The organism is Marisediminitalea oceani (assembly GCF_003731635.1).
GTDB lineage: Bacteria > Pseudomonadota > Gammaproteobacteria > Enterobacterales > Alteromonadaceae > Alteromonas > Alteromonas oceani.
The window spans coordinates 1-10,675 of sequence record NZ_RCUA01000077.1 but is presented as its reverse complement, the minus strand read 5'-3'; the positions used below and the strand labels follow the sequence as shown (position 1 = coordinate 10,675).

10 protein-coding genes are annotated in these 10,675 nt (G+C 47.6%); 8 read left to right on the top strand and 2 right to left on the bottom strand.

Going from position 1 to position 10,675, the window contains the following annotated elements; genetic code table 11:
- Positions 1 to 239: 239 nt before the first annotated feature.
- Together D9T21_RS19385 and D9T21_RS19380 are read right to left on the bottom strand one after the other, a co-directional pair.
- Positions 240 to 1,269, bottom strand: a protein-coding gene (locus D9T21_RS19385) for an IS630 family transposase (RefSeq protein ID WP_377907561.1) whose coding sequence is annotated in 2 segments (ribosomal slippage) — positions 240 to 816 and positions 815 to 1,269 — 1,032 coding nt in all. Because the reading frame shifts where the segments join, the coding sequence is not laid out codon by codon here.
- A gap of 284 nt (positions 1,270 to 1,553) precedes the next feature.
- Positions 1,554 to 2,592, bottom strand: a protein-coding gene (locus D9T21_RS19380) for an IS630 family transposase (RefSeq protein ID WP_476726842.1) whose coding sequence is annotated in 2 segments (ribosomal slippage) — positions 1,554 to 2,133 and positions 2,132 to 2,592 — 1,041 coding nt in all. Because the reading frame shifts where the segments join, the coding sequence is not laid out codon by codon here.
- 191 nt (positions 2,593 to 2,783) lie between these two features.
- Here D9T21_RS19380 and D9T21_RS19375 point away from each other — a divergent pair.
- The 8 genes from D9T21_RS19375 to D9T21_RS19345 all read left to right on the top strand — a co-directional run bounded on the left by D9T21_RS19375 (position 2,784) and on the right by D9T21_RS19345 (position 10,159).
- Entirely contained in the window at positions 2,784 to 4,325 is a 1,542-nt protein-coding gene (locus D9T21_RS19375) for a methyl-accepting chemotaxis protein (RefSeq protein WP_240621850.1), read from the top strand.
- A 135-nt stretch (positions 4,326 to 4,460) separates the two neighbouring features.
- Positions 4,461 to 4,949, top strand: a complete 489-nt coding sequence (locus D9T21_RS19370; RefSeq protein ID WP_105933607.1) for an HvfA family oxazolone/thioamide-modified RiPP metallophore — start codon at positions 4,461 to 4,463, stop codon at positions 4,947 to 4,949.
- A 23-nt stretch (positions 4,950 to 4,972) separates the two neighbouring features.
- Positions 4,973 to 5,812 (top strand): HvfB family MNIO-type RiPP peptide maturase, encoded by an 840-nt coding sequence (locus D9T21_RS19365; protein ID WP_123326846.1) that lies wholly within the window; start codon positions 4,973 to 4,975, stop codon positions 5,810 to 5,812.
- Positions 5,812 to 6,561 carry an HvfC family RiPP maturation protein gene (locus D9T21_RS19360; RefSeq protein ID WP_123326845.1) on the top strand — a complete coding sequence of 250 codons (750 nt, stop codon included), beginning with the start codon at positions 5,812 to 5,814 and terminating at the stop codon, positions 6,559 to 6,561. Before D9T21_RS19365 ends, D9T21_RS19360 begins: the two co-directional genes overlap by 1 nt.
- A 111-nt stretch (positions 6,562 to 6,672) precedes the next feature.
- Positions 6,673 to 6,798 carry a hypothetical protein gene (locus D9T21_RS23185; RefSeq protein WP_276309509.1) on the top strand — a complete coding sequence of 42 codons (126 nt, stop codon included), beginning with the start codon at positions 6,673 to 6,675 and terminating at the stop codon, positions 6,796 to 6,798.
- 34 nt (positions 6,799 to 6,832) lie between these two features.
- The gene (gene apt, locus D9T21_RS19355; RefSeq protein WP_123326844.1) at positions 6,833 to 7,369 is read left to right on the top strand and encodes an adenine phosphoribosyltransferase; all 537 of its coding nucleotides are present in this window, start codon (positions 6,833 to 6,835) and stop codon (positions 7,367 to 7,369) included.
- A gap of 12 nt (positions 7,370 to 7,381) precedes the next feature.
- Positions 7,382 to 9,784: a DNA polymerase III subunit gamma/tau gene (gene dnaX / locus D9T21_RS19350; RefSeq protein WP_123326843.1), complete on the top strand. Its 2,403-nt coding sequence runs from the start codon at positions 7,382 to 7,384 to the stop codon at positions 9,782 to 9,784.
- A gap of 48 nt (positions 9,785 to 9,832) precedes the next feature.
- Positions 9,833 to 10,159 (top strand): YbaB/EbfC family nucleoid-associated protein, encoded by a 327-nt coding sequence (locus D9T21_RS19345; protein ID WP_105933612.1) that lies wholly within the window; start codon positions 9,833 to 9,835, stop codon positions 10,157 to 10,159.
- Positions 10,160 to 10,675 lie beyond the last annotated feature (516 nt).

The following is a 10,675-nucleotide window of genomic DNA, read 5'->3' as shown; positions in this document are numbered from 1 at the left end:
GAAGGGGGCCCCCAGTCTTCGCCAGAGGCGAAGCCGCTCCGAACGGAGCAAGCAAAACAATTTGCTTGCTTGAAACCGTTCTCCGCCCCCATGTGAGAGTAGAACACCGCCAGGCTCCCATTCTAAGAAAAAGGGCTATCCATTTGGGTAGCCCTTTTTTGCATCTGGCGTTTAATAAAGTGTCATCACCGCTATCAACTTCATAGGGATAGCCCTTTATCTTATACCAATTGCATTAATTAATTGACCAAATTTGTCCACTCTCTCCAACAGAGACTTTTGACTCGCTCAACATCCGCAATGAATGTATTCCAGGCACGAGAGACCTGTTCTACTATTTCTTCGTAACCTCGAAATACCCGGTTTGATAAGCAACGCTGCCGTAGCCATTGCCATACCTGTTCCATCGGGTTCAGCTCCGGAGAATAGGCTGGGAGTTTTACGAGACTGACGTTGGTAAATGGGCTGGCCGTGTCGAATGTATGCCAGCCAGCGCCATCCATCACAACAACGGCATGACGCCCAGGCTCTGTCGCTTCGCTGATCAATTTCAGATGCTGCTTCATCACCTCTTTATTGACAAGAGGGCTGATAAGCGCCTGGGTATTGCCATTGCTCGGACACACCGCACCAAAGATATAGCCATAATCGAATTGCTGTTGCTTTACCACTCTTGGTCTGCTGCCCTTCGCAGTCCATATTCTGGACGTCTGATTTTGCTGACCGAATCGTGCTTCGTCTTGGAACCAGACGTCAACGCGATCCAGAGGGAGATGACCTGGAGTGTGAAGGATCGTTTCCAACTGGAAGTTTTTTAAAAGTATCTTGGGTTTGCTGTGATTGTTTAGGGTGTTTAGAGCGGCTGGTTATCCAACTGAAACCGAGCGTATCCATGATGCGGTATACGTTTCGCAACTGATAGTCGATTTGGAAGGTGTCGCTAATGTATTGTCGTACATCCTGTGCAATCAAACGACCTCCCTCCTTTTTAACCGCGTTTTCTTCAATAAAATGTGCGACCTGTTCTCGCTGAGAGACGGAGAGCTGGCAGGGTCTACCCGGACTAGGTTTGGATTGCAGGCCTTCAAGTCCGTGAGCCAGGTAGTTGGATACCCATGTATTAACACTGCCTCTGGCAACCCCAAGGTAAGCGGCTATCTGAGTACGTGTTTCTCCTTTCTTGAAATGATACAAAGCTAAATAGCGGGTCCGTAATTGGCCGTTGGATGTCTGCTTTGCTAATTGTTTAAAGTCGTCGGCGGTATGCATATGAAAATCACTCGAATATGAATACTGCCATTAGATCAAACTTTTAAGGCAATTGGTATTAGAAAGGCACTGGCGTGCTACTTTGATGAAGACCCAACCATCGAGGGTCATATCCATTGAAACTCTTCGAACAGCGTCCTTTAGTGATACGTCCCTGTAACGGGCATCCAGCTCGCCATCCATGCCTCGCGTTCATCACTTGTCGAATGCCACCGGCATTCGCCATGCTTCTACGAAGCACCGTTCTTCACCCCCATGTGAGAGCTTTCTTATACCATTCCATCTTAATATTTGGTCAGTAATGCCCAGTCTCTCGAACACATATTCATGATTCGCTTAGTGTCATCGACGAAATCGTTCCAAGCTGTGGTACATGCATCAACGATATCTTCGTATCCCTGGAAGCATCTGTTCGCTAAATGATGTTGCCGTATCCAACTCCACACCTGCTCTATGGGATTCAGTTCAGGAGAATAGGGTGGCAGTTTCATAATTGTCAGGTTTTCAAAGTCATCGGCTATATCATCGGTATGCCAACCAGCACCATCCATCACCACCACGGCATGGCGCCCCGGTTTTGTTTTCTGTGAGATTTGCATCAGGTGTTGACGCATGATGTCTTTGCTCACATAGGGCGAAATGAACGCTTCGGTGTCGCCAGTAGCTGGACATACCGCGCCAAACAAATGTGCATATTCAAATTGCTGTTGCTTCACAACTCGTGGGCGACTTCCCGTTGGGGCCCAAATGCGCGTTGTCGTGTTTTGCTGGCCAAAACGAGCTTCGTCCTGGAACCAAACATCTATGCGATCCAAGGCGAGATGCCCCGGAGTGTTAAGGATCGTTTCCAGTAGGAAGTTTTTTATATGCATCCTGGACGCCTGTTTGTTGTTTAGGATGTCGAGAACGACTCGTTATCCAACTAAACCCCAACGATTTTAACAGCTTATAGATTGCATTATGATGGTAGGTAACGCCAAATGTTTGCTCAATATAGGCTAAAATACTTTCCCCGGTAAGCCTACCTCCTTCATGTTTATCCTGGCTATGCTCTTCGATGTATGAACAGAGCGTTTGCTTTTGCCGTTCTGTGAGGTAGCAAGTTCGACCTTTTGCCTTTTTGGATTCCAGACCTTCAAGGCCATTGGTAAGGTAATTGGATACCCACAGATTCACACTTGTCCTACTGACTTTGAGTATTTCAGCGATATAAGTGCGGCTCTTGCCGTCAAGAAAATGAGAAAGGGCTAAGAAGCGTATACGCTTCCGACTATCTTTTTCAGATTTTGAAAGGGCGAGCAATTGCTCTGATGTATATTTCAAACTAAATGGACTCAGGAATGTAATGTGGCAATTAGATCACAAATCTAGATGGAATGGTATAACACCTGTAATTTCTTATACATTACGACTGTTTGCTTCATACTTTTGTCTATAATTCACAGTAACTTTCAAAAACATAAGCTATAGTTGTTACAGGTTTGTTATAACAATACATTAAGAAGTCAATCGCTGTGAAAATTACAATCAGTCAGTTTGTTATAATCTGTATCGGTAGTCTCGCGCTCGGGTTTTTCCAGTTATCATTAGGCGTTGTTGCTTTTGTTGTCGGCTTGTTGTCGTGTGGATTTACCTACTTTGCTTCACAGAATCAGGATGGGGTTCAGGAAGATAGGCCCCAGGCAGTGAATGAGTTTTCTCAGAAAGGTGAAATGATCAGTCAGTCGGCCAGCCGGATTGCTATCGGTGGGGCAAGTGTTTCGCACTTTTTAGATAAGCTAACCTCAATGTTCAACCAGCAGGTCGACAGTATCAAAGAGATTGCTCAGCGTATTGAAAATATCGAATCCGGCAACCAGCAACTTGTTGAACATGCTGTTATGGCAGAAGATAAGATACAGACTTCTGACGAAATGACGCAGCGTAGTCGCCAGTTACTCAATAATCTCCTTGACCAACAAGCCACGCTAATTAGTCAGATTAATGACTCAAAGGCTATGCTTCAGACACTACGCAGTAGTGCAGAATCCATCGGCAGTATTACCACTACTATCAATCAGCTCGCCGACCAGACCAACATGCTGGCGCTTAATGCCGCCATCGAAGCTGCGCGAGCCGGAGAACAGGGCCGGGGCTTTGCGGTAGTGGCCGACGAAGTGCGTGACTTAGCGAAAAAAACCACTGACGCGACGCAGGGAATTGATGAAGTGCTCAGTGAAATCAATCAGTGTAGCCAGAATTCCGTAATGGCCATAGAAAAGGTAGCAAATGCCGGTGATGAAATGAGCCAGATGATTACTGAGTCATCTGATTTAATTAAAGCCGCCAGCGAAGCTTCGAGCGCTGCAGCCAACTCTATGACAGTGATGAAAGATACCGTGGATGAACATGGTGAGGCCAATCGTGGTATCAGTGCCAATGCAATGCAGTTACATGAAAATACCCGTCACCTTGAAGCTGAGTTAGGTGAAGTATCGGAGAAGGTACTGGCGTTGAGTCACCAGACCGAGGATATTTTCCGCCAGTTGCAGGTCTTCGATTTACATAACCGCAATGCAAAAGTGCAGCGCATTGCCCAGGAAACTGCGCAGCGAATTGGTAAGTTGTTTGAACAGGCCATCGAGCAGGGGCGGCTGTCACAGCAGGCATTATTTGATTTTAACTACCAACCGGTGCCCAATACTAATCCGCAGAAGTTTACTACCGGTTTCGACAAATTCACTGATGCAGAGCTACCTGTGTTGCAAGAACCAATTCTGGAGCAAAACGACTTTATTATCTACGCTGGTGCGGTGGATGTGAACGGCTATCTCCCCACCCATAATAAAAAGTTTAGTCATAAAATGACCGGCAACTATGAAACAGACCTGGCTAAGAGTCGTACCAAACGTATATTTAATGATTACACCGGCTCTCGCTGTGGGAGTAATACCGAGAGCTTCCTTTTGCAAACTTATAAGCGGGATACCGGCGAGGTTATGCATGATCTGTCAGCCCCTATTTTTGTTAATAATCGACACTGGGGTGGATTCAGGATTGGTTATAAAGCAGACTGATAAGTATATTGTGCAAGTAACAAAGACCACTTACGATGTATAAGTGGTTTTTTTTAGATAAACGAAATAAAATTTTATAGCCCCCGGTCTATAGTGAAAGAGATAACAATTATTTGACCCGATAGGAACAAGACAATGAAACAAGTAAACAAAAATGGTATTGCAAGCGCACTGGGTGCGGTGGTTTTAACCTCCATGTCGTCTATGGCGATGGCTGATACGGTTAATCCGTTTGGTGCTCAACAATTAGAGTCTGGCTACATGCAGTTTGCGCCGGAAGGTAAGTGTGGCGAAGGTAAATGCGGCGAAAGCAAGAAAGCAAGCAAAGAAGGTAAGTGTGGCGAAGGCAAGTGCGGCGAAAGCAAGAAAGCCCACAAAGAAGGCAAATGTGGTGAAGGTAAATGCGGCGAGAGCATGAAAGCCCACAAAGAAGGCAAATGTGGTGAAGGTAAGTGCGGCGAGAGCATGAAAGCCCACAAAGAAGGTAAGTGTGGTGAAGGCAAATGCGGTGCCGAGAAGAAAGCCATGAAAGAGGGTAAATGTGGCGAAGGCAAATGCGGTGGTGATAAAAAAGCCAAGAAAGAAGGTAAATGTGGTGAAGGTAAGTGCGGTGGTGCCGCTTAAGCCAGTCATCACAGGAGTAGTTCATGGCTGTTAAGTTACAGGGTGCTGGTCTGGGCCTACGCAGGGAAATGTTGGATGATGTGCTGCCTGTTCTTCCCGGAAATGTGGATTTCTGGGAAGTAGCACCTGAAAACTGGATCCCGCTCGGGGGCAAATATCGCGAAGATTTTAATCGTTGCGTAAAGCAGGCCGTGTTCACTACCCATGGATTATCCTTGTCTATTGGTGGTCCGGATCCCCTGGATCACCGCTTTTTGCAAGAGCTTAAGCACTTTCTCGATCGCTATAACATCGAGTTGTACAGTGAGCATTTAAGTTATTGCTCAGCCGAAGGGCACTTGTACGATCTGATGCCGATTCCGTTTACTGAAGAGGCTGTAAGCTATATTGCCCAGCGGGTGAAAGTGGTCCAGGACATTCTTGAACGCCCTTTGGTGCTGGAAAACGTGTCTTATTATATTGCGCCCAACCAGCAACTCACAGAACTCGAGTTTATTAATGCGGTGTTGTCTGAAGCCAGCTGTAAAATGTTGCTCGACGTCAATAACGTGTATGTAAATTCGATTAATCACCGGTACGATCCCTACGCGTTTATTGATGGTCTGCCGTCGGAACGCATAGTTTATGGGCATATTGCCGGCCATTATGAAGAAGCCGAAGATCTTAGGGTCGATACCCACGGCAGCGATGTCATTAAGCCGGTCTGGGATTTATTGGCGCACAGTTACCGAAAGCATCATGTGTTTCCTACTTTACTGGAGCGTGATTTTAACATCCCGGCTTTAGAAGTATTGCTTGATGAGGTACAACGCATCAAACAAATCCAGCAAGCGGTTAGTGCTGAGCAGCAGGGCGTAGCCTGATGACATTACAGGTGCAGTTACAATCATTCGCAAATAGCATTCGGGCGCCACAAAACTCAACAGACGAGTCGGTAGATACGCAACGCAGAATGGATATTTATCGATCGTTGTTTTTCAACAACGTCTCGGGATTTATCCAAAACGGGTTTCCGGTGTTACACAGCCTGTATACTGAAGAACAATGGCAGGCGCTGATACGACGCTTTTTCATTGAGCACCAGTGTTCGTCTCCCTACTTTATTCATATCAGTAAAGAGTTTGTCGAATACCTCAGTAATGAATATCAGCCGGTTAAAAATGATCCGCCCTTTATGGCGGAGCTCGCGCATTATGAATGGCTTGAGCTGGCGTTGTCAGTCCGGGAAGTTGAGCAAGCAGTTAATTATTGGCAGCAGGATGGCATACCTTCACAGCTCACCGCCTCACCATTAACCGAGCTGGCTGCCTATCACTATCCGGTGCATCAGATTAGCCCCGACTTCAGGCCCGAATCTGCCGATTCGATGCATTACTATCTGCTCTATCGAGACGAGCTGCATCAGGTCCAATTTCAGCATATTACGGCACTGTCTGCGTTGGCATTACAGTTACTCAGCAGTGAGGTTTATAGTTTTGACTCGTTGGTGACAGCAATTCACCAGCAAGCTCCACAGTTTTCCGTTGAGACACTTCATCAGGGACTTACGCCGCTACTGACCCAGTGGTTATCCTGTGGTGCTGTAATACCCGCTGAATCAAACGGTATATAGATAAAATGAATGCCCGGTTTTTCATCGGGCGTTATATTTGCACTGTCAATTTAGACTGCTTTCGATTACCATTTACCCCCTTTTTTAGCTTAATTAAATTTGAGAATTTTCATGGCTGGTAACGAAGATTTTAAAGAAGTGTTTAACTGGTGGTATTTTCTGGCAATTGTGGTTGCGTTAGTCGCGTTTCCATTACTTCCTACGCTAGCAGGTATCTTTACATACCTGATCAAATAAATTCATGCTAAAAAAATAATTATAAAGGACAGGCATGAGTGCAGATTATATAAAATCAGTTGTAAAAACAGTGCCGGACTATCCAAAGCCCGGCATTGAATTCCGTGATGTGACAAGCGTATTAGAAGATTACGAGGCATTTAGCCAGTGTATCTCTATGCTGCTCGACAAATACCGACCTTATGGATTTAACAAAGTGGCAGGCACTGAAGCCCGCGGCTTTTTATTTGGCGCACCCTTGGCGCTTGAGCTGGAAGTAGGTTTTATCCCGGTACGCAAACCTAACAAGCTGCCCCGCGACGTACTCAGCGAAAGTTACGAGCTCGAATACGGCAAAGACACCCTGGAAATCCACCGGGATGCTATCAACCCCGGCGATAAGGTGCTTTTGATCGACGATCTGTTAGCCACCGGCGGCACTATTTCTGCTACGGCTAAGCTTATTCGTAACCTGGGTGGTGTGGTAGAGCATGCTGGTTTCGTGATCGGTTTGCCGGCATTAAACGGCTACCAAAAGCTTGAAGCGTTGGGGCTGGAACCTTATTGTATTTGTGAATTTGATGGCGAATAAGGACAACTAACGGTGGCATATCAGGTACTGGCAAGAAAATGGCGGCCGGGCAGATTTGCTGAACTGGTTGGCCAGGAGCACGTTGTTGCGGCGATCACCAATGCGTTGGATAACGATCGCTTGCATCATGCTTACCTGTTTACAGGAACGCGTGGGGTAGGTAAAACCACTATCGCGCGGATATTCTCGAAAAGCCTTAACTGTGAACAGGGGCAAAGTGCTAACCCTTGCGGTCAGTGCAGTACCTGTGTCGAAATAGAGCAGGGTAACTATGTTGATTTGCTTGAAATCGATGCTGCTTCCCGCACAAAAGTTGAAGATACCCGTGAGCTGCTGGACAACGTTCAGTACAAGCCAACCCGCGGGCGCTACAAGGTTTACCTGATAGACGAAGTGCATATGCTGTCCAAGCACAGCTTTAATGCCTTGCTTAAAACTTTGGAAGAGCCACCGCCTCACGTTAAATTTTTGCTGGCCACCACGGATCCGCAAAAATTACCCATCACGATTTTGTCTCGTTGTTTGCAGTTTAATCTCAAGGCCTTGTCCCGGGATCAGATTGGTCAGCAACTACAGCACATATTGCAACAGGAACAGATCGCTTTTGAAGAGTCTGCGCTGGGATTATTGGCTAAAGCCGCCCAGGGCAGTATGCGTGACGCCCTGAGTCTGACCGACCAGGCGATAGCGCAGGGTAATAATCAGGTATCCGGCAGTATAGTAACTGATATGCTCGGCCTGATGGATCGCCAGCAACTGCTGAAAATCCTGTTTGCGATTGGTAAAAAGGATGCCGCTGAAGTACTTCATCAGGCTGCAGAAATTGACGTACTCGCGCCTGATTACAGTATTGTGTTGGCAGAACTGGCCAGCCTGCTACATCAGATAGCACTTACTCAGTGGGTACCAGAAGCGTGTAAGCTGGAAACCAACACTGCCAAAGCTATTTATCAGCTGGCCCGGCATTTTGCGCCGGAGCAAGTCCAGTTGCTGTATCAGATTGCTTTGCAGGGCCGTAAAGACTTACCCTTTGCCAACGATGCGCGCAGCGCGTTTGAAATGACTTTACTGCGCATGATGACCTTTGCCCCGGTAGAACCGGTTGGCGAGCGGGAAACCGTTATTCAGCAAGCGCCGGCACGAACAGTACCCGATGCAGGTTATCAGGCAGCCCCTGCGCCCTCAGCACAAGCAGAACAACAGGCTGACACAGTAGCTGAGACGGCAGAACAAAATGCTGAACCGGCCGTCCAGACCGAAGCATCCGATGAATCACAACAGCTTGCCTCTGAGGCAGAGCAGTTGATGGATGAAGCGGAAGATTTTCGTCAGCAAAGCGAAGCGTTAACGCAGCCGTCATCACAACCACCGCATTATGATGAGCCGCCGCAGGATTACGACGCGTACCAGCAGTACGACAATAATCCACCGGATGAGCACATGCCGCCGCCAGCAGACTACCCGCCTGCTTATGAAGAACCTGCGGAACCGCAGCCTGAAGCACCTGCTCAGGAACAACAGGCTACGGTGTCGAATACCGCTGCCATGCTGGCGTTGCGTCAACGACTCAAACAGCAGGCTGCGGAGGACAAAGCTGACGCTGCAAAAAAGCCGGCAACGACTAGCCGCGAGTTTAAACCCTCGCTGGTAGCCAAGGCCGCACATAATGATGAATCACAGCCTCACAGTGAGGCAACTGAAACAACTCAGCCAACGCCCAATAATGCCAATGTAGCGCCTCAGAATGAGCCTTATGAGCATCAGGAAGCAGAGGCTGACTTGCCGCCGCCCTGGGTGTTAGAAAACAGTCAGGGTATGGCTGATGAACCAGGTCAAAATGCTGAGCCGGTCAATGAAGCTCAGGTTAGCAATACCAACGCTGATAACGGGTTTGAGCGAATCGATAGCATTAATAACTCGTCGCAACCTGTGGCAGAGGAGTCGGCGACCTTCGATCCAAATCAGGCTGCCAACGTATCATTTGATACGTACAGTAATTTACCTGCTTATCTTGAAAACGGCGATAAGCTGCTTGCTGCCAGTCAAATCGATAAGTGGAGCGCGCTGATTGAGGCCATGCCTATTGCGGGATTACTCAAGCAGGTTGCTTTACACTCATTGTTTGAACGCACTGATGATAAGGTATTGCTCAGGCTCGATCCGGCGCAGGAGCACCTGGTTAACGAAACTACCGCTTCACAGTTGTCGACTGCCATGTCAGAAGTGCTACAATCGCCGGTAACTGTGCAGTTAGAGTTTGCAGAGGTCACCGATACACCTTTTCAGATTCAACAGCAAATTAATACAATGCGACAACGTCATGCTCGACAAGTTATTCAGTCTGATGACGTGATCCGCTCTGTGGTGGGGGCGTTCAATGCTGAGGTACTGGAAGACAGTATTCAGCCTCGCTGAGTAGCGATGTCGCAACTTATCAATTTTTTCTATTAGAGAGATACTATTATGTTCAAAGGCGGAATGGGCAACATCATGAAGCAGGCGCAGCAAATGCAGGAGCGCATGCAGAAAACCCAGGAAGAACTGGCCAATCTTGAAGTGGTGGGTGAATCAGGCGCGGGCATGGTAAAAGTCACCATGACCTGTAACCACAACGTACGCCGTGTAGAGATTGATGAGTCGTTAATGGAAGACGATAAAGACATGGTGGAAGATCTGGTTGCTGCAGCATTTAACGACGCCGCGCGCCGCGTTGCCGAAACGTCTAAAGAGAAAATGTCTGACGTCACCGGTGGCATGCCACTGCCTCCTGGCATGAAAATGCCGTTTTAATTGTTGAGTACACGAAAAAGCCGACTTCTGAGTCGGCTTTTTTGTTTGCCCAGCGAAGCTGGCAAACCCGTCAGGTTGAAAGAAACCTGAATCACCCTGACTGAGGGGAAGATAATCCGAATGGCAAGGGCGTTGCTGGCCAACGGCAGGGTTCGAAGGAAGCCATAGGAAGTTAGAAGTACACAACGAAAGTGAACCTGATTCGGCAAGGCAGGAGGGTAAGCGTGCAAAATAGCGCGAAGCCCGATACTCAGTCAGTCCTGTTTTGTGTTTGAGGGTGGAATTTCTAACAGGGAGCCAGTGCAGTAACTGGGGAAGCCTGACACCGTCTCTGGTGATAAGCCAGAAGCATTTGTACGAGAGGAGACTCGAGGCAGGTGTTGGTGCGAGGTGGCAGATGAAGCTGTAGTAGTGAGTAAGGTTCGGCCTGTGAAAGCCAGTAATGGTGTGGAGGATAAAACCGGACTGACCATCTGCATTAAGTCAGATGGAGTCTTTACAGCCAAAAGCTGATAA

Coding starts and splice junctions, on each gene's coding strand:
- D9T21_RS19345 (WP_105933612.1), top strand. CDS start 9,833: ATGTTCAAAGGCGGAATGGGCAACATCATGAAGCAGGCGCAGCAAATG.
- apt (WP_123326844.1), top strand. CDS start 6,833: ATGAGTGCAGATTATATAAAATCAGTTGTAAAAACAGTGCCGGACTAT.
- D9T21_RS19360 (WP_123326845.1), top strand. CDS start 5,812: ATGACATTACAGGTGCAGTTACAATCATTCGCAAATAGCATTCGGGCG.
- D9T21_RS19370 (WP_105933607.1), top strand. CDS start 4,461: ATGAAACAAGTAAACAAAAATGGTATTGCAAGCGCACTGGGTGCGGTG.
- D9T21_RS23185 (WP_276309509.1), top strand. CDS start 6,673: ATGGCTGGTAACGAAGATTTTAAAGAAGTGTTTAACTGGTGGTATTTT.
- D9T21_RS19365 (WP_123326846.1), top strand. CDS start 4,973: ATGGCTGTTAAGTTACAGGGTGCTGGTCTGGGCCTACGCAGGGAAATG.